Source organism: Croceicoccus ponticola (assembly GCF_004004515.1).
GTDB classification, from domain to species: domain Bacteria; phylum Pseudomonadota; class Alphaproteobacteria; order Sphingomonadales; family Sphingomonadaceae; genus Croceicoccus; species Croceicoccus ponticola.
This window is the reverse complement of the sequence record NZ_RXOL01000003.1, coordinates 166,874-186,376: the sequence shown is the minus strand read 5'-3', so window position 1 is coordinate 186,376 and position 19,503 is coordinate 166,874. Positions and strand designations below refer to the sequence as shown.

At 61.5% G+C, this 19,503-nt stretch carries 22 protein-coding genes and 2 pseudogenes; 5 read left to right on the top strand and 19 right to left on the bottom strand.

The annotated features are described in order from the left end of the window. Positions 1-19: 19 nt before the first annotated feature. The 5 genes from EKN06_RS08915 to EKN06_RS15660 form a co-directional block, all read right to left on the bottom strand. The gene (locus EKN06_RS08915; protein WP_240654703.1) at positions 20-1,159 is read right to left on the bottom strand and encodes a M48 family metallopeptidase; all 1,140 of its coding nucleotides are present in this window, start codon (positions 1,157-1,159) and stop codon (positions 20-22) included. Beyond that, positions 1,116-2,213, bottom strand: coding sequence for a YjgN family protein (locus EKN06_RS08910; protein WP_127612551.1), 1,098 nt, complete (start codon positions 2,211-2,213; stop codon positions 1,116-1,118). The genes EKN06_RS08915 and EKN06_RS08910 overlap by 44 nt, the downstream gene beginning before the upstream one ends. 82 nt (positions 2,214-2,295) lie before the next feature. After that, positions 2,296-2,487, bottom strand: a complete 192-nt coding sequence (locus EKN06_RS08905) for a helix-turn-helix transcriptional regulator (RefSeq protein ID WP_127612550.1) — start codon at positions 2,485-2,487, stop codon at positions 2,296-2,298. Next, the gene (locus tag EKN06_RS08900; RefSeq protein ID WP_127612549.1) at positions 2,484-3,092 is read right to left on the bottom strand and encodes a hypothetical protein; all 609 of its coding nucleotides are present in this window, start codon (positions 3,090-3,092) and stop codon (positions 2,484-2,486) included. Before EKN06_RS08900 ends, EKN06_RS08905 begins: the two co-directional genes overlap by 4 nt. After that, a complete protein-coding gene (locus EKN06_RS15660; protein WP_164844009.1) occupies positions 3,089-3,247 on the bottom strand; it encodes a hypothetical protein in 159 nt (52 codons plus the stop codon). Before EKN06_RS15660 ends, EKN06_RS08900 begins: the two co-directional genes overlap by 4 nt. Before the next feature lie 217 nt (positions 3,248-3,464). On the opposite strand from EKN06_RS15660, the gene thrS reads away from it, so the two are divergent. After that, positions 3,465-5,477, top strand: coding sequence for a threonine--tRNA ligase (thrS, locus tag EKN06_RS08895; protein WP_127612548.1), 2,013 nt, complete (start codon positions 3,465-3,467; stop codon positions 5,475-5,477). A gap of 63 nt (positions 5,478-5,540) precedes the next feature. On the opposite strand, the gene EKN06_RS08890 is transcribed toward thrS, so the two are convergent. The 10 genes from EKN06_RS08890 to rpmH all read right to left on the bottom strand — a co-directional run bounded on the left by EKN06_RS08890 (position 5,541) and on the right by rpmH (position 12,409). Then, complete coding sequence (locus EKN06_RS08890) at positions 5,541-5,951, bottom strand: hypothetical protein (protein ID WP_127612547.1); 411 nt, start codon at positions 5,949-5,951, stop codon at positions 5,541-5,543. Between the two features lie 89 nt (positions 5,952-6,040). After that, on the bottom strand, positions 6,041-6,709 hold the full coding sequence (locus EKN06_RS08885) for a ParA family protein (protein ID WP_240654702.1): 669 nt from the start codon (positions 6,707-6,709) through the stop codon (positions 6,041-6,043). A 221-nt stretch (positions 6,710-6,930) separates the two neighbouring features. Then, a complete protein-coding gene (locus tag EKN06_RS08880; RefSeq protein ID WP_127612546.1) occupies positions 6,931-7,164 on the bottom strand; it encodes a hypothetical protein in 234 nt (77 codons plus the stop codon). Positions 7,165-7,418: 254 nt separating this feature from the next. Next, on the bottom strand, positions 7,419-8,093 hold the full coding sequence (locus tag EKN06_RS08875) for a glutathione S-transferase family protein (protein ID WP_127612545.1): 675 nt from the start codon (positions 8,091-8,093) through the stop codon (positions 7,419-7,421). A 65-nt stretch (positions 8,094-8,158) separates the two neighbouring features. Further along, positions 8,159-8,902: a CPBP family glutamic-type intramembrane protease gene (locus EKN06_RS08870; RefSeq protein WP_127612544.1), complete on the bottom strand. Its 744-nt coding sequence runs from the start codon at positions 8,900-8,902 to the stop codon at positions 8,159-8,161. Between the two features lie 19 nt (positions 8,903-8,921). After that, a complete protein-coding gene (gene yihA, locus EKN06_RS08865; protein ID WP_240654701.1) occupies positions 8,922-9,599 on the bottom strand; it encodes a ribosome biogenesis GTP-binding protein YihA/YsxC in 678 nt (225 codons plus the stop codon). A 1-nt stretch (position 9,600) separates the two neighbouring features. Then, entirely contained in the window at positions 9,601-11,406 is a 1,806-nt protein-coding gene (yidC, locus tag EKN06_RS08860) for a membrane protein insertase YidC (RefSeq protein WP_276317277.1), read from the bottom strand. A gap of 71 nt (positions 11,407-11,477) precedes the next feature. Continuing rightward, positions 11,478-11,687, bottom strand: a complete 210-nt coding sequence (gene yidD / locus EKN06_RS15815) for a membrane protein insertion efficiency factor YidD (protein WP_205693858.1) — start codon at positions 11,685-11,687, stop codon at positions 11,478-11,480. 34 nt (positions 11,688-11,721) lie between these two features. Continuing rightward, positions 11,722-12,129 (bottom strand): ribonuclease P protein component, encoded by a 408-nt coding sequence (gene rnpA, locus EKN06_RS08850; RefSeq protein WP_127612542.1) that lies wholly within the window; start codon positions 12,127-12,129, stop codon positions 11,722-11,724. Between the two features lie 145 nt (positions 12,130-12,274). Beyond that, positions 12,275-12,409 carry a 50S ribosomal protein L34 gene (gene rpmH / locus EKN06_RS08845; RefSeq protein WP_066847021.1) on the bottom strand — a complete coding sequence of 45 codons (135 nt, stop codon included), beginning with the start codon at positions 12,407-12,409 and terminating at the stop codon, positions 12,275-12,277. Positions 12,410-12,593: 184 nt separating this feature from the next. Here rpmH and EKN06_RS08840 point away from each other — a divergent pair. Continuing rightward, positions 12,594-13,508: pseudogene (locus tag EKN06_RS08840) on the top strand (YifB family Mg chelatase-like AAA ATPase); the annotation flags it as partial. Positions 13,509-13,610: 102 nt separating this feature from the next. Here the strand turns inward: EKN06_RS08840 and EKN06_RS08835 are convergent. Beyond that, positions 13,611-14,408 carry a hypothetical protein gene (locus tag EKN06_RS08835; RefSeq protein ID WP_127612541.1) on the bottom strand — a complete coding sequence of 266 codons (798 nt, stop codon included), beginning with the start codon at positions 14,406-14,408 and terminating at the stop codon, positions 13,611-13,613. 8 nt (positions 14,409-14,416) lie between these two features. Beyond that, positions 14,417-14,644: a DUF6471 domain-containing protein gene (locus EKN06_RS08830; protein WP_127612540.1), complete on the bottom strand. Its 228-nt coding sequence runs from the start codon at positions 14,642-14,644 to the stop codon at positions 14,417-14,419. A gap of 104 nt (positions 14,645-14,748) precedes the next feature. Between EKN06_RS08830 and EKN06_RS08825 the strand changes: the two genes are divergently transcribed. Then, positions 14,749-15,708, top strand: a complete 960-nt coding sequence (locus EKN06_RS08825) for an IS1595 family transposase (protein WP_127612539.1) — start codon at positions 14,749-14,751, stop codon at positions 15,706-15,708. A 421-nt stretch (positions 15,709-16,129) separates the two neighbouring features. Here the strand turns inward: EKN06_RS08825 and EKN06_RS08820 are convergent, their stop codons facing one another. Beyond that, positions 16,130-16,579 carry a hypothetical protein gene (locus EKN06_RS08820; RefSeq protein WP_127612538.1) on the bottom strand — a complete coding sequence of 150 codons (450 nt, stop codon included), beginning with the start codon at positions 16,577-16,579 and terminating at the stop codon, positions 16,130-16,132. 62 nt (positions 16,580-16,641) lie between these two features. Between EKN06_RS08820 and EKN06_RS08815 the strand changes: the two are divergent. Further along, a pseudogene (locus EKN06_RS08815) lies at positions 16,642-17,247 on the top strand (ATP-binding protein); the annotation flags it as partial. A gap of 11 nt (positions 17,248-17,258) precedes the next feature. Here the strand turns inward: EKN06_RS08815 and EKN06_RS08810 are convergent. After that, positions 17,259-18,713, bottom strand: a complete 1,455-nt coding sequence (locus EKN06_RS08810; RefSeq protein ID WP_164844008.1) for an HWE histidine kinase domain-containing protein — start codon at positions 18,711-18,713, stop codon at positions 17,259-17,261. A 149-nt stretch (positions 18,714-18,862) separates the two neighbouring features. Between EKN06_RS08810 and EKN06_RS08805 the strand changes: the two genes are divergently transcribed. Then, positions 18,863-19,468, top strand: a complete 606-nt coding sequence (locus EKN06_RS08805; RefSeq protein WP_127612536.1) for a hypothetical protein — start codon at positions 18,863-18,865, stop codon at positions 19,466-19,468. Positions 19,469-19,503 lie beyond the last annotated feature (35 nt).

Genomic DNA, 19,503 nt, shown 5'->3' with positions numbered 1-19,503 from the left:
CGCCCTATGTAGTGTCGCTTCAGAAGAAGTCGAACTCCTCCACGTCCTTGTCGTTGGTGCATGCGTCGCGGATCGCCGCGAACTCGGCACCGGTCAGCGCGGGTTTATAGGCGTGGTTCTTCTTCACCGCGTCGCGAAAGGCGTCTTCTCGCTCTTCGGGCATGGGGTGGCTGGCGATCCAGCTGGCCCAGTCGGGGGTTTCGCCGGATTCGTCCTTCAGATATTCGAAGAAATCCGCCGTGCCCGCGGGCGAAATGTCGGATCGCGCGAGTTGTTCGCGCGAATAGATGTCGGCCTCGCGCTCCGCCTCTCGCGAATAGCTCATCGCCGCGATGCCGAACACGCCGGTTCCGATATCGGAATTCAGCCCGCCCAAAAGCACGGACAGGCCAAACTGGCGCAACATCGCCTGCATCACGTGGCGTTCGCGCACGTGGCCGATTTCGTGGCCGATCACCCCTGCCAGTTCATCGGGATTTTCCGCTTCCTGGATCAATCCGTCGAAGACCAGCACTTGCCCGCCGGGAAGCGCTACGGCGTTGACCATGTCGAGATTGGCAATACCGACGCGCGTTATGGGCCGGCCGGGATCGAGCTGTTGGACCAGTTTCGCCATCGCCGCGTCGCTTTCGGGCGTATGGCACAACCGGTTGCCGAGATCGCCGATCATCGCATCGCCGATCCTGCGCTCCCAGCTTTGCGGCACGCGCGGGCCAAGCCATGTCGGCGCGGTCAGCACGATGGCAAGCAGAACGGCGCTGATTCCGGCGAACAGGGCGGCCGCCTTGGGCAGGCCAAGCCGGTCGATCCACTTGCCGAATTTCTGCCCGCCCGGAAGGCGCGCGGCCAGTTCTTCGGGAACCGCCCCTGTAAAGACGAGGCGGAAGCCATCGTCGGCCCGGCGCGAGTAAGCGCCGTCGAGCACGCCGCGTTCGACGTAAGTCAGGTCGTCGATGGCGACAGCCATGTCGCCGCCATCCGCGCCGCGCAGGATCAGGTCATCGCCGCCGCGCCATTGCACGACCCCTGCGTGCCGCCGCGCGGTTTGGCCATCATACCAGAACGCGGCGACTTCGGCCCCGGTCATCGCGTCCGCATCCGTCGATGCCTGCTCATCAGATCGCACCCATGTCGAACGCGTCGAGCAGCCCTTCGCCATGGCGGTCGCGACGGGTGGTCGATTGCGTCAGGGCATCGACGTTGATCTCGCCAAAAGCCTGCATGTGCGAGACGAAGAATTTCCAGTGGCGATAGCCAAGGAAGACGAAGCCGAGGCCCAGCGTCACCACGAGCAAGGCGACGTCGCCCAACCCCAGCTTGATCCAGTCCCACGTCTTGGCATCGAATTCGAATTCCAGCTCGCCCAGCGTCATGCCGCCCACGACGGTGCGAAAGAATTTTGCAAAATAGGCCAGCCAGACAAAGCCGAGCACGAAATAAAACAGGAAAACGGCGGCGAAGATCGCCATGAAAAAACCGATTGGCGCTTGCTTGGGTTCGAAGTCACCGTCAAGCCCGATGCCAAGTCCCATCGCCAGCAGCGCGGCAGCAGCGGCAGCCACGGCCAGAAAGGGAGCGAGGTAGAACAGCAGGAACCGTTTCATCAGCGGCCCTGGGGAGGATGTTGAACGGAACGGCATCGGGCCGAAGCTCATCGCGTTCCAGCGTTCGTTCCACAGGCTGACCATCGACCACGGGATGGCGAGGCCGAACGGCAGGTAGCCCGCGATCGTCTTCCACATTGACGACAGGCCATAACGAAAACCGCGTTCGTCGCTGCCGCCGCGAATGCCGCGCCAGTTGGTGCGGCCAAGGCGATATCGGATCGCGCGGAATCGGGCCACGCCCATCAAATAGAATATGGCCAGCAGAGGCGCGATGAACAGGATCGCCCCCGCGACACTGTCGCCGCGCAGGATCATCGCCTGACCGATTTGCGTGGCGACAACATAGGGTATGACGAAAAGCGCGACCACCAGCAGGGCGCCGATCAACAGTTCCAAGCCTGTCCCGGTCCATTCCAGTCGTTCGTCGATGAACCGCGTCCGGCTCCACAGGTACTGCCGTTCGCGCGCCTTGGCCCAGAATCGATAGATGCCCAGCGTCACGATGATGAGCAGCAGGTTGGTAAAGGCGATCGGTGCGAATTCGCGCCAAGTGCCATAAAAGCCAAAGGCGGAATTAGCCTCCGACCGCAGCGTGTTTTCGTCCATGATACTGGCGACCCCCGAAATTTAGACCCCGCCGCCAGACTCCCCGGCGGCGTGCGGGAAGTCAAGGTGGGGTCGCCGGATGTCAGTTGCGGATGAAGATTTCCTCGATCGGCAAGGCGAACAGGTCGGCGATGCGAAAGGCGAGGGGGAGCGAGGGATCGTACTTGCCTGTTTCGATGGCGTTTACGCTCTGCCGCGAAACCTCCAGCAGATCGGCCAGCGCCTGTTGGCTCCAATCGCGTTCGGCGCGCAGGACCTTGAGCCGGTTCTTCATCGCTCCACCTCCGCCCGTTCGGTCAGCGCGCGGAAAAGCTGGTACAGCCCCATGCCGATGGCCCAGACCGGAACCGCCCACCATGCAGCGGTGGCAGGGATGTTGGCGAACGTCTGGAGAAAACCCACAAAGGTCGCCACCGCCAGCAATACGCCGAGCCCCGCCAGCGCGGCCTGGACTTGGCGCATCTTCTGATACTCGTCGGTTTCCTCGACCAGATAACGCCCCATCGTCCAGATCATGTAGAGGATCGGCAGGGCAGGCAGGATGGCGATGGCCCAGAGCAGCGGCCCTTCCGGTTCCAGCCTGTCGCGCGCGATCACCGCGATGGCGACGCCCGCAACATAGGCAAGCGCCCAAGCCAGCGTGCGATTGTTGTACCGCTGCATCGCAGGGGACAGCGAACCACAGGCGCGCTGCCGGTTGCTGGTCGCGCGGGCCAAGGGAATGATGGTGAGCGCGACGACGAAGATTGCCAGCCAGTTCCATGGCGGCGCAATGACCCCCGCCTGCTCGGCCCATGCGATCAGAAGTGCGCCGCCGGTAAAGGCGATGGCCCAGATCCACGCCCGGCGACCGGCCAACCCGAATTTTGTACCCGTCATGCCGACCTCCGCAAGCAATTGCCGTTCGCCAGCGCCAGCGCGGGGAAGGTGAGCACGGCAGCATTGGTCGACCCCGACGGTAGTACGGTCAGGATGTCGAGCAGCGCGATGCCGATGACGGCAGCGGCCCAGATGATGGTGAACTTCTTGATCATTGGTCAAGCCTCCTTGATCTGATGTAAAGCGTAATTGACATAACGCGCTGCGTTAGTCAAGCTTAATTGACATTACGTCGCGTGACCTTGTCGTTTCGGTTTCGAAGCGCAGCAAGCGGAGGGATCTGACTCCAGCACCGTGGGAACCCACAGGCCCCTTTGCGCGCGTGCCGCCATGTGCCATGGCCCGCGTCACCACGGTTCGAGACGAGAGACGATGACGCAACTCCTGAAGATCAGCCTGCCCGACGGTTCGGTGCGCGAAATGGAAGCCGGCTCCACGCCCGCCGATGTCGCCGCCGCGATCGGCCCCGGCCTTGCCAAGGCGGCGCTGGCCGCAAGGGTCGATGGCGAACTCGTGGACCTGTCGCGCCCGTTCACCGGGGACGCACAGCTCGCGCTGGTTACCGCGCGCGACGAGGATGAGGCGCTGGAATTGGCCCGGCACGATTACGCCCACGTTCTGGCCGAAGCGGTTCAGGCATTGTGGCCCGGCACGCAGATCACTTTTGGACCGTCGACCGACGACGGGTTCTATTACGACGTCATGGCCCCGGCCACGCGCGAATCGTTCAGCATGGATGATCTTCCCGCGATCGAGGACAAGATGCGCGAGATCATCGCGGCGGACAAACCGCTCACCCGCGAAGTATGGTCCCGCCAGCAATTGATCGACAAGTGGACTGCCGACGGCGAAACCTTCAAGGCCGAATGGGCCGCCGGACTGCCCGAAGGCGAGGAACTGACCGTCTATTGGTCGGGCAAGCCCAACGAGGACGGTGCCTGGCTCGACATGTGTCGCGGGCCGCACCTGCCTTCGACCGGCAAGCTGGACCCGCAGGCGTTCAAGCTGATGCGCGTCGCCGGAGCCTATTGGCGCGGCGATCAGAACAATGCGCAGCTGACCCGCATTTACGGCACCGGCTGGCTGAACAAGAAGCAGCTTACGGCGCACCTGACGCGGCTGGAAGAAGCAGCCAAGCGCGATCACCGCAAGCTGGGCCGCGAGATGGACCTGTTCCACCTTCAGGAAGAAGCGCACGGCAGCGTTTTCTGGCACCCGCACGGCTATGTCATCTGGCGCGAGCTGGAAGCATACATGCGCCGCGCCATCGACGGTGCGGGTTACCGCGAGGTCAAGACTCCACAAGTCATGGACGCGCGTCAGTGGGAACAGTCCGGCCACTGGGGCAAGTACCGCGAAAATATGTTCGTCATCCCCGACGAAGTGCCGAACACCGAAGACGAGGGCCCGGTCATCAGCGGCGAAGCCGACTGGATGGCGCTCAAACCGATGAACTGCCCTGCGCATGTCCTGATTTTCCGTCAGGGCATCAAGTCATACCGCGACCTGCCCTTGCGCATCTATGAAAACGGCTGTTGCCACCGCAACGAACCGCACGGTGCGCTGCACGGGCTGATGCGCGTGCGCCAGTTCACGCAGGACGACGCGCACATCTTCTGCCGCGAAGACCAGATCGTCGCCGAGGTGCGCGCGTTCTGCGAATTGGCGGATCGGGTCTACAAGCACTTCGGCTTCACTTATTCGATCAAGCTTGCCCTGCGCCCCGATCAGCGTTTCGGCAGCGATGCCGATTGGGACAAGGCCGAAAACGAACTGCGCAACGCAGTTGTCGAAGCCGGCCTTGCAACCGAGGAATTCGGTTGGGAGGAACTGCCGGGCGAGGGCGCGTTCTATGCGCCGAAGCTGGAATGGCACTTGACCGACGCGATCGGCAGGACGTGGCAGGTCGGCACGATCCAGTCGGACCGCGTTCTTCCGGAACGGCTCGATGCGACTTACGTTGGCGAAGACGGCGACAAGCATCGCCCGGTCATGCTGCACCGGGCGATCTTTGGGTCATACGAACGCTTCATCGGTATCCTGATCGAACATTTCGCAGGGCGCCTGCCGGTCTGGCTCGCCCCGGTTCAGGCCGTTGTGGCGACCATCGTGTCCGACGCCGACGATTACGCGACAGAGGCAGTGGCCAAGCTGAAGGCCGCGGGCATCCGGGTGGAAAGCGATCTTCGGAACGAGAAGATCAACTACAAGGTGCGCGAACATTCCCACGCGAAAGTCCCGCACCTGCTTGTCGTCGGCAAGCGGGAGGCGGACGAAGGCACCGTCGCGATCCGCACACTGGGCGAACAGCAGCAGCAGGTCATGACGCTGGATGATGCCATTGCTATGCTGCGGGCGGAGGCGGCGGCGCCTGATTTGCGCTGAACGATCGGTGACAAGAGAACGCCCGCACGGCGCGGTGACGTTCTCTTGCCCGATATCGGAGACCTACTTGACGCGCACGACAGTCCACACATCGGCAGGATCGGCGTCGTTGGTAGCGGTCCACTTGCCATCCTCGGCGAGAGTCTCGGTGTAACAGGTCATCTCGGACTCATCGCTCTGCTTCGAGCAATAATGCGCTGGTTTGTCGAGAGTCCACGTGCCGGTGACGACCTTGCCCTCGGCGTCGGTGGACGTCAGCGTGCCGTCTTCGGCAAGGACCTGCGTCAGCTTGGTCGAACCGTCGGCCGATGTCACTTCGAACGTTCCGGCAGACGAACCGCCATCGATGGCCGCCACGGCAGCAGTTGTTGCAGGCGCCGTGGTCGCGGTTTCTTCAGGAGCGGGCGCGGGCGCTTCTTCGCCCCCCGAACATGCGGCAAGAGTGAAAGCCGCTAGCAATGCTAATTTCTTCATTCCGGTTCTCCCCAACGCGCGACCGCGCGAGGGCGTAACACCGAAATTCCCGCCGGCCCAAGAAATTGTCAGGACGCGCGCAGGCAAATTTATGTGTCGGCGTTTGCCGCCGTGCCGGGTGTCATGCCGGTCTGGCCGCAAACCCAGATCCACAATTCGTCGACTTCCATCGCGGCCTTGCTTTCGGGATCAAGTTCCGATGCGACTTCGCCGTCGCCGGACGAATGGTGAAATGCGGCGCGTTCGCCGAACATGACGGGGCAGATTTTCAGTCCCAGTCCTTCGGCCTTCGCCCGCGCATCGTCCAGCATCCGCGTGGCGCGGGCGGGGACGCCGTTCATCAGGACATGGCCTTCTTTGCCCACGAAGCCGAGCATTTCAGCCGTGGCTTCCAGCGCATGGAGATCGAATGCGCGCGGGCGGCTTGGCACGATGACAAGGTCGGCGGCCTTGATCGCTTCACGGGCAGAGGCGTCGGCGTGGGGCGGGGTGTCGATGACGACAAGCTCGACGCCGGCCTTTATCTGCTTTTCGACCGTGCGGGCCAACCGGGCGGGAGGTGCGGTGATGACTTCGGGCAGGAAATCGCCGCGCCAGTCGGCCCAGGCCGCGGCGGTCGCTTGTGGATCGGTGTCGACGACGACGGTTTTCTTGCCCGCGTATGCTCCTGCAGTGGCGAGATGAAGTGCGAGCGTGGTTTTGCCCGAGCCGCCCTTCTGGCTGACGATCGCGATTGTCGGCATCTCAATTTCCCTCATGACTGCGCGGCCGGGGGCATTCGGGACCGGCGCCAGTCGCCTATCCTACGCTGCAATGCGGCGCGATGAAAGGAAATTGCTGCATATGCGAACAAGAAGCCGGAGGAGGGTCAATTGTGGCGGGCCGGTCTGAAGCATTTCGATCAAATTGACGGCCACCAAAGGAAAAGGCCCCGCTCCCGGATGGGAACGAGGCCTTTGCCAAATTCTGCGTCGCGAGATTACTCGGCGGCGGCAGTCGCGGTCGCTTCAACGGCCGGGGTCGCAGCGGCATCAACCGTTGCTTCAACCGAAGCGTCGACGGCAGCGTCGGTCGCTTCGACGACCGGCTCAACCGGAGCTTCCATGGCGGGAGCTTCAGTCGCCTCGGGAGCGGGCTCGGCAGCTTCCTGGCTGCAGCCTGCGAGGGCGAGGGCGGTGGCGGAAGCGAGAAGAATGAAAGCAGCCTTCTTCATGGTAATTTTTTCCCTGATGCCGCGATTCTCACAATGAGTGCGGCAACGACGATATACACGACGCTGCACTGCAGTGTCCATATTCTTGCCACATTTTGGACTAATTTTAAAATACTGTGTTTACAGCATGTTATGGCGAAATCCGCATAACATCAGCTTATATGAGGCGAATTGTGGCACAGCCTCTATCTTGATTCGACCGTGTTTTCATAGCTTGCGTCGACCACGGGCACGTGGGGTTCGGGACTCGAAATTCAGGCTTCGACCTCGAACGCCTCGATGGTCCAGTCTTCGTTGTCGGCCCCTTCGATCCACTGCTGCATCCACGGGTGTTCCCACATCGCTTCCATATAGGCCTGGGCAAAGCCGGGAACGCCGATGCCATATGTGATGAAACGGCTGACGACGGGGGCATAGAAAATGTCGGCCGCGCAATAAGTGCCGAACAGGTACGGCCCGCCGCGTCCGAATCGGCTGCGCGCTTCGGCCCACAGGCTCAGCACGCGAATCACGTTGGCCTTGGCGTCGTCGGTCAGGGCGTGCCCTTCGATCCGGCGGCGCACGTTCATCGGCATTTCGCGCCGCAGGTGCATGTAGCTGGAGTGCATTTCCGCGACCATGGAACGGCACAGCCCGCGCGCAACGGGGTCTTTTGGCCAGAACCGGTTGCGCCCGTTTTCGCCCCCGATCTTGTCAGCGAGATGCTCCATGATGGCGAGGCTGTCCCAGATCACCACGTCGCCGTCCCAGAGGATCGGCACTTTGCCCGACGAGGGCTGGACATCGTCCCATTCGCGCTTGGTGTTTTCCCACTCTTCGCCGCTGATGTTGACGGTGATTTCTTCGAACGACAGGCCCGATTGCTTGGCCGCAAGCCAGCCGCGCAGCGACCAGCTGGAATAGTTGCGGTTGCCGATGATCAATTTCATGAAAACGCCCCGTTATCTGAACGGACGGGTTAGCGGGGGCAGGACGGAGTGTCGAGTGGGTGGTGCTAAATCGCGGTGAGGATCGCGGTAGACACGAGATAAGCGCCCATGTGCGCGATGATCGCCGCCTCGATCCCGTATCGGATGAACAGCGCGCCAAAGACCAGCCCCGGTAAGGCATTTCCGGCGATTACCGCGATCACGAAGAGCGTGCTTGCATCCGGGACGATTGCGAATAGCAGCGGAAGGTGCCCCGCCGCAAACAGCAGCGCCGCAAGTGACACCGCGACGATCATCGCCGCATAGGGCAACTGAGCAGGCCGCCCCGTGATCCGCCATCCGATCAGGCAGAACAGCGAAACCAGTCCCCAGCGGGTGATTAGTTCTTCACTGATGCCGCCGTAAAGCAGCTTGGTCGCAAGCGGCAGTGCGAATGCGGTGCCGGTCGATTGCCGAGCGGTCGCGGCGTGCTCGATCGCATTTCCATAGCTCAGCGCAAACGCAACCACGGCTAGGCCCGCGATCATCGCGCCGAGAATCGCCGGAACCGCCATGCGGCGCACGATAGGCGATACGCAATCGCGCTGCAGCCATGCATCGACAACGGGAGCATGCAACCCGGTCCGGCGGGTGGCCCAGTCCCCTGCGAAAACCATGATGACCGTCAAGATTGCGGGCTGGATAATGGAAAGCAGCCGGACCACGGTCGGCGGGCCAGGCAGGAGTGCGATCGCTTCGACAGGGACCAGCAGCAGCGATGCGACTCCGCTCAGCCCTGCAATGAGGAGTACTTGCGAACGCCGCATCATCGCTACCGCCGCATTTCGCCTAGCCGCCCTCGGCGCTTTTCAGCACGAAGCCGCGCAGTTCGTCGATGCCCATGCCCTTTTCCGAGCTGGTGATCGCGATCTCGGGAAAGGCACCTGCGTGTTTGCGGGCCTCTGCCTCGGTCATCGCGACAATCCTGGCCAATTCGCTGGCCTTTATCTTGTCGGCTTTGGTCAGCACGACGCAGTACGAGATGCCGGCTATGTCCATCATCTCCATCATTTCGGCATCGACCGGCTTTGGCCCGTGGCGCGCATCGATCAGCAGCAGACAACGCTTCAGCACCTGACGCCCGCGAAGGTAGTCGTTCACCAGATGGCGCCATTTTTTCACCACCGCGGGCGGCGCCTTGGCAAAGCCGTAACCGGGCATGTCGACCAGCCGGAATTCGGGCGGAGAGCCATCTTCGCCGCCGCCGACGTCGAAATAGTTCAGCTCCTGCGTTCGCCCAGGCGTGACAGACGTGCGCGCGATCGACTTGCGCCCCGTCAGAGCATTGAGCAGCGACGACTTGCCGACGTTGGAACGACCGGCAAAGGCGATTTCCGGCACCGTGGGATCGGGCAGGAATTTCAGTTCCGGCGCCGACAAGACAAACGTCACGGGTCCCGAAAAAAGCTTGCGAGCGCGCTCTTCGTAGATTGCCAGGCTGGGATCTTCGGGAAGCGTTTCGTCCACGTCAGCCCTTGGCCTTTCCGGGCTTTTCAGCCTGTTCCTTGGCCAGATCGGCCTTCAGCTTGTCCTTCTGTTCGTCCGCAGCCGCCGCCTTCAATTGCGGGTGACGGGCATAGAGCAGCTTCTGTTGGCCGATGGTGAGGAGGTTCGATGTGATCCAGTAGATCAGCAGGCCGGCCGCGAACGGCGCCATGATGAACATCATGAACCATGGCATCAGCATGAAGATCTGCTGCTGCGCCGGGTCCATCTGGGCCGGGTTCAGCTTGAACTGCAGCCACATCGTGATGCCCAGCAGGATTGCCAGCACGCCAATGGCAAGGAAGCCGGGCGGGTTGAAATCGAGCAGGCCGAACAAGTTGAGAATGTGCAGCGGATCGGGCGCAGAAAGATCGTTGATCCACAGCGCGAAAGGTTGGTGCCGCATCTCGATCGCGACCATCAGCACCTTGTAGAGTGCGTAGAAAATCGGGATCTGCAGGAACATCGGGAGACAGCCCGCAAGGGGGTTCACCTTTTCCTCGCGATACAGCGCCATCATTTTCTGCTGAAGCTGCTGCTTATCGTCTTTGTAGCGTTCCTGCAGCGCCTTCATCTTGGGCTGCACCGCCTTCATCGCCGCCATGCTGGCGAACTGGCGCTGGGCGATCGGGAACATGATCGCGCGCACGATGACGGTCAGCAGGATGATCGCGACGCCGAAGTTGCCGAAAATCTCGAACAGCTTGGTCAGCAACCAGAAGATCGGCTTTTCGAACCAGCGGAACCAGCCCCAGTCGATGGCCAAGCCGAAGTTGGTGATCCCCGTTTCCTCGTACATGTCGAGAACACGGCTTTCCTTGGCCCCCGCGAACAGGCGCGTGGTGCGCGAAACCTGCTTGCCAGAGGGGACGGCCATCGCATCGTAGATGACGTCGGCCCGGAATTTCGCATCGCCGAGCGACCGGTAATTGCTGCTATTCTTGGCGCCGTCCTGCGGGATCAGGGCGGACAGCCAGTAGATGTCGGTAAAGCCGATCCAGTCGGTAACGCCCGTCCCCGCGATCGTGCCCTTTTCGGCAACATCGTCGTAATCGTTGCCAAAGCCGACCGAACCGTCAAACGCGCCGATCGGGCCGGAATGCACGGTCCAGGTATCGACGCTGGCGGTGTTGCTGGTGCGGTTGACCAGTGCGAAAGGCTTGACCGCAACGTCGGTGGCGCCGGTGTTCGCGACCGTCTGCGTCGCGGTGATCATGTAATGTTGGTCAATCTCGAACCGGATCGAGAAAATCAGCCCTTCGCCGTTGTTCCAAGTCAGCGTCACCGGCTTGCCGGGGGCCAGCGGGCCGCCTTCGGCCTGCCATACGGTATTCAGCGCGGGCAGCTTTACGTTGTCGCCGACAAAACCGAACTGCGCGAATTGCTGTGCAGGCGTTCCGTCGGGAGAAAACAGACGGACAGGACCTGAATCCTTGTCGACCGACTGGCGATGGGTTTTCAGCGTCAGATCGTCGATCTTCGCGCCGACCGGATTGATCGAGCCCAGCACTTCCGGCGAATCGATCACCACGCGGTCCGCGCTGCCGAGCGATTGGTCGAGATCGGCCTGCTCTACTGCGATGGCGTCCGCATCGGTCAGCCCGCCTTCGCGGGTGTGCTTGACCGTGGCGACATCCTTTTCGGAAGTGCCGCCCGGAACCTCGCTCGCGGTGGCGACCGGCTGCTCCTTGGGTTCCGGGTAGAAATAATTCAGCCCCAGCTCCCAGCCGAGCATGAGCAGTGCGATCAGCACCACTGCCGTGATCATGTTGCGCTGGTTGTTTTCCACCTCAGAGCCTTCGAATATACAAGTTCAGAAAAATGACTGCCGCGATTGTCGGGCGAGCTGGTCTGCGACCGTCAGGGAACGGGGTCATGGCCGCACCCGCCCCACGGGTGGCAGCGCAATAGCCGCTTGGTCGCAAGCCAGCCACCCTTAATCGCGCCGTATTTTTTCAGCGCCTCTATCGCGTATTGCGAACACGACGGGCTGAACCGGCACGACGGGGGCAGGATAGCCGACGGGCCGATCTGCCATGCCCGCGCGATCGCGATCAGGATCCACTTCATTTGCGCGGCCTCCGCGTCATTTGCCTGGTTACGGTCATTTACGCGGACCCTTGCGCCCGCCGCCGCGCCGGGGCGGATCGCCCTTACCTTGGTGGGCGCGGGCCAGCGCCATGCGCAGCTCATCGCCCATCTTGGCAAAATCGCGTTCGATCCCGCCATCGCGGCCGATCAAAATGTGATCGTGCCCGGCCAGTCCCGATTCGGGCAGGATCGCCCAGAGTAATTCGCGAAAGCGCCGCTTGATCCGGTTGCGCACGACCGCGTTGCCGATTCGCTTGGTCACGGTAATGCCGTAACGCATCCGTTCCGGCCCCAGCCCGTTGGGGCGGACCAAAAGGACGAAACCCGGGCGCGCCACACGCAATCCGCGATTGGCCGCCAGAAAGTCCGCGCGCTTGCGGATGATTTCCGGCTTCACCTTGGGCATCGTGGCGGTATTCATGATCGCTGGTTGGCGCAAAACGGATCTGCTCTCAAGCACGCGCCACCCTGCCGCCGCAAACGGCAACGGCCCGCGAACCCTGACGGGCGCGGGCCGTTGAGCATGGCGGTGCGTCCGGGCAATGCCGAACGCAAACTCGCTTGGCTCAGGCGCTCAGCTTCTTGCGGCCGCGGGCACGACGGGCGCGCAGCACATTGCGACCACCGGGGGTGGCCGAACGGGTGCGGAAACCGTGGCGACGCTTGCGCACGAGGTTGCTCGGCTGGAAAGTGCGCTTCATGGCGAAATCCTCAGAAAAATAACAAAAAGGGCCGCCAACCAAGGCGACCACCTGTGTGGACGCGCCGTTACGGACATGCGCGGCATGAGTCAAGGCTGTGGTTGGGGCGCTCATGCCTCTCGACAGGGGGCGCTCGCCTGCGCCATGACGGGGATCGGCGAATTTCTGGGGGCGTATCAAAGACATGGTCGCATTGGTCCGCACCGTGGCCTATCTGGACCTGGAGGCGCGCAGCGTGGAAGTGCAGTGCCAGTTGGCACCGGGGCTTCCGGCATTCAACATCGTGGGATTGCCGGACAAGGCGGTGGGCGAAAGCCGCGAACGCGTGCGCGCAGCGCTGGCCGCCATGGGCCTTGCCCTGCCGCCAAAACGCATCACCATTAACTTGTCGCCCGCCGACCTACCCAAGGAAGGGTCGCATTACGACCTGCCCGTGGCGCTTTCGCTGTTGGCCGCGATGGGAGTGACCGATGCCGAACAGATGGCCGATCATGTCGTCGTCGGCGAACTGGCGCTGGATGGACGAATCGTCGCGACGCCGGGTGTGTTGCTCGCCGCCATGCACGCCGCGGCAGAGGAAAAGCGCCTGATCTGCCCCGCGGCGCAAGGGGCCGAGGCCGCGTGGGCCGACGGCAGCGCGGTCATCGCCGCGCCGGACCTGATCAGCCTGCTCAACCACCTCAAGGGCACGCAGCAGTTGCCGGCGCCGGTCGCGGGCGCGGTGGAAAGCCCGCCACCTTCGGCCAACCTGCGGCAGGTAAAAGGGCAGGAAACCGCCAAGCGCGCGCTGGAGATCGCGGCGGCCGGTGGCCACAACCTGCTCATGATCGGGCCGCCAGGCGCGGGCAAGTCGCTGCTGGCGTCGTGTCTGCCGGGCATCCTGCCGCCGCTCACCAGTTCGGAAGCACTGGAAACAAGTATGGTGCAATCGGTCGCTGGATTGCTGGAAGATGGCCGCATCAGCCGCGCACGGCCGTTCCGCAGCCCGCATCATTCGGCATCAATGGCGGCCCTGACCGGCGGCGGGCTGAAGGTGAAGCCGGGCGAAGTCAGCCTTGCGCACCTTGGCGTCTTGTTCCTCGACGAACTGCCTGAATTTCACGGCATTATGTAGCAAACGCACCAAGCCAGCGGCGAACATCATCGCCAACAGTTATAGGTGTATCGCTAACGATGATGCCGCTCCTATAAGGAGTGGAATTCAGTGCTTATAGAATGGCTTGTCATAGTTGGGATCGCCCTTTCGCAGAATGCCGCCAGTGAAAAGGGAGACTTTGCATCCACCGGGGATATCAGCGAGGGTCAGGCGCATTACGAACCGCCTACGAGTGCTCATCTCAACCTGATTAGAATACTCGATGTAGCCTCGGATCAGGTCTTTACCGTCCACGCAAATCTTGTTCGTTCCCCCGAAGGGCTCATCCCCGTCGATCTTGCTGATGAAGCCGTAATAGGCCTTGTCCAGCCCTTCGATCTCAACAGCCCCCACGGCGACAGCAGATCGACCGATGTTGACGCACTTCAGTCCGAACCGCATCCACATTTTACCGTTTTCGCGGAAAAAGGTGGGGGTCGCCGCGAACTTCACGATGACCGCGCCAGCTTCAATCTTGGCGAACGCCTGAAAGTTCTTTTCGGCAATCTCGGCGGTTCGACGGGTTTCCTGGAACGTGACAAAAACCAAGCCGACGCCCAATATGCCGAACGTCGTCCCGACAATCGCAGCAAGGCCCATGTAGCGCGTCCAGAGCGCCATGATTTGCTGGGCTTTAAGATCTTCAATCTCGCGCTCGGTAGCCTCGGCCTGCTGATAGGCGCTGTTCTCGCAATCGACGCGTTCAGGCGCAACGCGAGCAGTCTGGCAGTTGGCCTTTATCTCTGCGGCGGTTTGGCGGCTTGCTACTTCGGCATTATGTCTGGCGTTTAATGCGATCGCGCCCTGTTGATCGGAGGCGGTTCTGTATAGAAGATAAGAGAACGCCAGAATTGCGACAGCCAAAATTGCGACTAGTCCAAACGTAAGTCTTTTGCGCCAACTGCTGCCAAGCATTGTATTAAAAACACCGCTGTAAATTTGCCCCGGCTGATCTTGTTCCTGATATTCGGCTCTGTGTCCATCACGCCAATATCAGCCAGCTTGCCGACTAGATCGGCATAGGTCACGCCCCGGCGCTTCAGTTCTGCCTTGAGCATCCCCTTTACGCGGTCTTCCCATTCTTTCTCTGCAACCGGCATTGTCGGCTCCTATGATGTGAAATGTCATCATAGGCGATACGTTTATCATTGACAACAGTTCAATATGTCATCATATATAGTGCAAAAGCACTGGAAACGATGACATGGCACAACACTTTCTCCTCTCCGCAAAGGCTCGCACCCTCTCCCTCAAGGCGATTTTTCGCATGGGCGAGGATGCGGCTTATCGCACGTTCTGCGAACTGCGTTGGCCTGAGAACCAAGGCGAGGCGATCTGCCCGCGCTGCGGTTGCGTCGAGACTTACAACATCACCTCGCGCCGGAAGTTCAAGTGCGTTGCCTGTCACCACCAGTTCAGCGTCACCAGCGGCACGATCTTTGCCTCGCGCAAGCTGTCGTTCACCGACTTGCTGGCTGCGATTGTGATCTTCGTGAACGGCGCTAAGGGCATTTCCGCCCTGCAAGCCTCGCGCGATCTGGACATTCAATACAAGACTGCGTTCGTCCTGTTCCACAAGCTGCGCGAAGCGATGGCGCGTGAAATGGCCGATGCCAAGTTGAACGGTATCGTTGAAATCGACGGTGGATATTTTGGCGGATACGTGAAGCCGGAAAACAAGAAAGAGGATCGCAAGGACCGCCGTCTGTCGTTCAACCGCTCAGGCAAGCGCCAGTGCGTTGTCATCATGCGTGAGCGTGAAGGCCGCTCGCTGCCTTTCGTTGTCGCCAATGAGGGTGATGCAGTTCCTTATGTCCGCGACCGCGTTGGCACCCTCGCAACGATCTATGCCGACGAAGGCAGCGGTTGGGATGCCCTTCACGCTGGTTGGGATACGCACCGCGTCAATCACTCGGTCCAGTTCATGGATAAGGGTGTCTGCACCAATCAGGCAGAAAGCTACTTCTCACGCCTTCGCCGGATGGAAGTCGGCACCCATCATCATATCGCTGGCCCGTATCTCTATGCCTATGCCGGTGAGGCCGCATGGCGCGAAGATAACCGCCGCACCGACAATGGCGCGCAAGCCATGATGGTAGCTGGTGCTGCTATGGATGCCAGCGTGTCGCGCCAGTGGAAGGGTTATTGGCAGCGGGCTTCCTAAAAGTTGAAAGGGCCGCCCTTTAGAGCGACCCTTTCGAAACCATCCGTTCCGCCATAGGGCCGAAACCCTAGTGCGCATAAGCACGGCAAAGCCGGTCAGACTGCTTTCAGCGCAATTCCGACCTAACTGGAAAACCCCGACAACGCAAGGGTTCGTAGCGCCTAAGTCGGCGGAACGGATGGGATTCGAACCCATGGAAGTGTCTGACGACTCCGGCTGATTTAAAGTCAGCTGCAATAAACCGCTCTGCCACCGTTCCTAGATTCGGCATATGCCCGATTCAGAGACGACGCGCAACGCCATCACCGTAGGATAAATCCTATTGCCATCGTATCCGATGCCTTTGTATTGCGGCGTTTTAATCAACAAACCGCAGAAATCCGCCATTTGTATTGACTACGTCGGCATCTAGAATTAACGGCTACTCCGTGCCGTTAATTTTGGCAGCAGTTTTCCACAGTAGAAGCCCACCTTCACCCTTACGAGACGCCACCAGCGTCCGTTCCCGCAGATTACGCAGTGCTGCCCCAATGCGCTTATTCATGGCCTTGGAGAGCGTCTTGTCGTTCGGGTTCAGGTCGCGCTCTGCCATCAGCCTTATCGTGATTGCCTTGGCGTCCATCGGCCCTTCGTTGCGAAGCATGGTTAGGATGGCCCGCGTTACCTGTCCCTTGAACGCATGGTGGCGTGGTGGCAGCGGTTTTGGCTTTATCTCGTCCAGATCAATGTCAGGGTCGAACAGCCGTATGGTGCAATCGACGTGATCTATCTGGATCATCGCCTCGCGTAGCTGGTCCTGCAAACCGTCGATCCGTCCAGCGAGTTCGCCGCGCTTCGCCTTCAAGGCGCTCAAAACATGTGTGTCTGCCATATGATGACATTACGCATCTTGTGCGGTTACATCTATCAGCGTATTGGTGCGTTTGCTACATAATGCCGGAATTTCAGCGCGGCGTGCTCGATTCGCTGCGCCAACCGCTCGAAACGCGCGAGGTCAGCGTGGCGCGAGCCAATGCGCACGTGACCTTTCCCGCAAACGTGCAATTGATCGCGGCGATGAACCCGTGCCGCTGCGGCCATCTGGGCGATCCGGCGCTGGCCTGTTCGCGCGCGCCGAAATGCGCCGCCGATTATCAAAGCCGCGTGTCCGGCCCGTTGCTCGACCGCATCGACCTGCATGTCGAGGTGGACCCCGTTTCGGCCCGCGACCTGGCCCTGCCGCCACCCGCGGAGGGCAGCGCCGAAGTGGCCGTTCGCGTCGCAAGGGCGCGCAATATTCAGACGGCACGGCTCGAAGGAACCGATGCGCGAACCAATGCCGACATCGATGGCGAATTGCTCGACCGCCATGCCCAGCCTGACGAGGATGGGCGCAAGTTGCTGCTGCAGGCGGCGGACGCGATGCGGTTGTCGGCGCGCGGTTACGTTCGCATTCTGCGCGTCGCGCGGACCATCGCCGATCTTGCGGGCGCCCGCGACATCGGGCGCATCCATATCGCCGAAGCGCTCAGTTACCGGCGGCAACCGCCCCGGGCGTAAGTATGGATGGCCTAGGCGCCGACCTGATTGATCGGCGCCATGATGCGCGCCTTGAACCCGGCCGGTTCGTAGCTGAGTTCGGCGTCGCCATCGGGAGCCAGCCCGCGCTGGATCAGCCGGGTGCCAAGACCGAGCCGTTCGGGCGTGCGCGGTTCCGGTCCTCCGGTTTCGACCCAGTCGATGATCAGGCGATCGCCATCGTCGCCCGGCTCCAGCGAGGTGGTGAGCGAGACCTGACCCGCAGGCGTCGACAGCGCGCCGTATTTCATCGCATTGGTGCCCAGTTCGTGCAGCAACATTGAAAGCACCAGCACGGCGCGAGACGTCAGTTCGATATCCTTGCCGTCGCGCTTGACCCGATCTTCGATGGACAATCCGGCCAGCACACCTTCGGCCACTTCGTGCAGGCAGGCGGCGGACGATGTGCGGCGCAACAGGATATCGTGCGCAGTGGCCAGCGCCGATACGCGACGGTTGAATTCATGGACCGGCGCCGGGTCGGCGATGCCGCGCAGGGTGTGCCCCGCGATTGCTTGCACCAGCGCCATCGTATTTTTCAGTCGATGGGAGATTTCCTCGTTCACCGCGCGCTGTTCGGTGACGTCGGTCACGATGCCGGCCACGCCGATGCGGTTGCCTTCATCGTCCAGCCTGTAACGCGATCGAATGTCCAACCAGCGATCGTGGCCATCGGATTCGCGCGTGATGCGAAATTCCCCACGCTCGAAATCGGTGGCATCGTTTAACGCGGCACCGATCAGCGCAGAGCCCGGAACGCGGCGATCGAGTTCATCAAGCCGGAGGGACTTTTGCGGTTCCAAACCGTGGATGCGGCAGAATTCGCGGCTCATCACGATTTCGCGACTGGTGAAATCGATCTCGAACGCGCCGATCTCGCCCACTTCCTCGGCCATCTGCAACTGGGCCGTCGTGCGACGAAGGATCGCGGCCTCTTCCCGCTCCACTTCAAGAGCGATTTCGTGGTCTCGCATCGTCTTGCGCATTTCGAGCTGGGTGATGACCTGCCCGGCAAGCGCTTTCAGCGAGCGATGCTGATCTGGGTCGAGCCCGTCCGGCCGGGGAGCCGTGTCGATGACGCACAACATGCCGATGATCGTCCCGTCGGGCGTGACCAGCGGCGCCCCGGCGTAAAACCGGATGTTCGGTTCGCCAACGACCAGCGGATTGTCGCATGTCCGCGCATCGAGCGTGAGGTCGGGAACCACCAGCAGTTCGCGACTGGCCATGCCGTGACGGCACACGGATTGCGAGATCGGCACCTCGCAGGCTTCGAAACCGATTCGCGCCTTGAACCACTGGCGATCGTCGGCGACCAGGCTGATGAGCGCGGCGGGGGTTTGGCAGATTTTTTGAGTCAGAAAGACGATGTCGTCAAAGCTGCGTTCAGCTTCTGTATCGAGTATCTGGTATTCTTCGAGCGCACGCAGGCGCCGTTCCAAAGTCATTGGGGGGTCGCCTGCTCGATCGCCGCTGTCTCTGGTTCCATACGCCATATCTCGCCGCAATAGCGTGAAAATTACTGATAGAAAATAACATCTGATTTACATTCGTCGCGGTTTGACTCGCAACGTCCGGACAACGCAGAAAGATCGCCATGCCACCCTTTTTCTCGCAAATTCCCATCGTGGCGACGATCCTGCTCGCCGCTGGCGGGCTTCCCGCTTATGCAGCGCCAGTTCGACTTTCAGCCACTGCGATCGCCGACGTGCGGTGTTCAGCGGCATTCGCCATTGTCGCCGGGCGTCAGGGCCTTGGCGTGGCAACGCATTATGACCCGCTTGGCTGGCGCGGGCGGGAATTCATGGTGCAGGTCGGCACCCGCCTGATCGACAGCGGGAAGAGCGAAGCCGACGTCGCCGCCGCAATGCGCGAAGCGGCCACGCAATTGCAGGATGGCGCCATGCTCGATGCGATCATGCCGCCGTGCCTCGTGCTGCTTGACGCCACAGTGCCCGAATTGATTCGCCCAACCTTGCCGCAATGCGTTGCGATCATGCGCATGTTGCCCGGCGGCGGTGCAGGGGCTGGCAAGCTGGAAGCCGAGTTTCGTGCCGAACTGGCGGCAAATGGCCAATCGACCGACGACGCCAATGCCATCCTTGGCGCAGAGGCAACGGGGGTAGAGCAAGTCGCGGGCGAACCCGGCGGTCTCGGTCGTTATGACACCCCGGCCTGTTTGGAACTGGCCAAAGCGGACTGAACGACGCAATATGCATCTTGATGTGGAATCGCGGA

Coding starts and splice junctions, on each gene's coding strand:
- EKN06_RS08880 (WP_127612546.1), bottom strand. CDS start 7,164: ATGAAGAAGGCTGCTTTCATTCTTCTCGCTTCCGCCACCGCCCTCGCC.
- EKN06_RS08810 (WP_164844008.1), bottom strand. CDS start 18,713: ATGACTTTGGAACGGCGCCTGCGTGCGCTCGAAGAATACCAGATACTC.
- EKN06_RS08870 (WP_127612544.1), bottom strand. CDS start 8,902: ATGATGCGGCGTTCGCAAGTACTCCTCATTGCAGGGCTGAGCGGAGTC.
- rnpA (WP_127612542.1), bottom strand. CDS start 12,129: ATGAATACCGCCACGATGCCCAAGGTGAAGCCGGAAATCATCCGCAAG.
- EKN06_RS08805 (WP_127612536.1), top strand. CDS start 18,863: ATGCCACCCTTTTTCTCGCAAATTCCCATCGTGGCGACGATCCTGCTC.
- yidD (WP_205693858.1), bottom strand. CDS start 11,687: ATGAAGTGGATCCTGATCGCGATCGCGCGGGCATGGCAGATCGGCCCG.
- EKN06_RS08875 (WP_127612545.1), bottom strand. CDS start 8,093: ATGAAATTGATCATCGGCAACCGCAACTATTCCAGCTGGTCGCTGCGC.
- rpmH (WP_066847021.1), bottom strand. CDS start 12,409: ATGAAGCGCACTTTCCAGCCGAGCAACCTCGTGCGCAAGCGTCGCCAC.
- EKN06_RS08905 (WP_127612550.1), bottom strand. CDS start 2,487: ATGAAGAACCGGCTCAAGGTCCTGCGCGCCGAACGCGATTGGAGCCAA.
- EKN06_RS08915 (WP_240654703.1), bottom strand. CDS start 1,159: ATGGCGAAGGGCTGCTCGACGCGTTCGACATGGGTGCGATCTGATGAG.
- EKN06_RS08900 (WP_127612549.1), bottom strand. CDS start 3,092: ATGACGGGTACAAAATTCGGGTTGGCCGGTCGCCGGGCGTGGATCTGG.
- EKN06_RS15660 (WP_164844009.1), bottom strand. CDS start 3,247: ATGATCAAGAAGTTCACCATCATCTGGGCCGCTGCCGTCATCGGCATC.
- EKN06_RS08820 (WP_127612538.1), bottom strand. CDS start 16,579: ATGGCAGACACACATGTTTTGAGCGCCTTGAAGGCGAAGCGCGGCGAA.
- EKN06_RS08910 (WP_127612551.1), bottom strand. CDS start 2,213: ATGGACGAAAACACGCTGCGGTCGGAGGCTAATTCCGCCTTTGGCTTT.
- EKN06_RS08830 (WP_127612540.1), bottom strand. CDS start 14,644: ATGCCGGTTGCAGAGAAAGAATGGGAAGACCGCGTAAAGGGGATGCTC.
- EKN06_RS08885 (WP_240654702.1), bottom strand. CDS start 6,709: ATGAGGGAAATTGAGATGCCGACAATCGCGATCGTCAGCCAGAAGGGC.
- EKN06_RS08890 (WP_127612547.1), bottom strand. CDS start 5,951: ATGAAGAAATTAGCATTGCTAGCGGCTTTCACTCTTGCCGCATGTTCG.
- EKN06_RS08825 (WP_127612539.1), top strand. CDS start 14,749: ATGGCACAACACTTTCTCCTCTCCGCAAAGGCTCGCACCCTCTCCCTC.
- thrS (WP_127612548.1), top strand. CDS start 3,465: ATGACGCAACTCCTGAAGATCAGCCTGCCCGACGGTTCGGTGCGCGAA.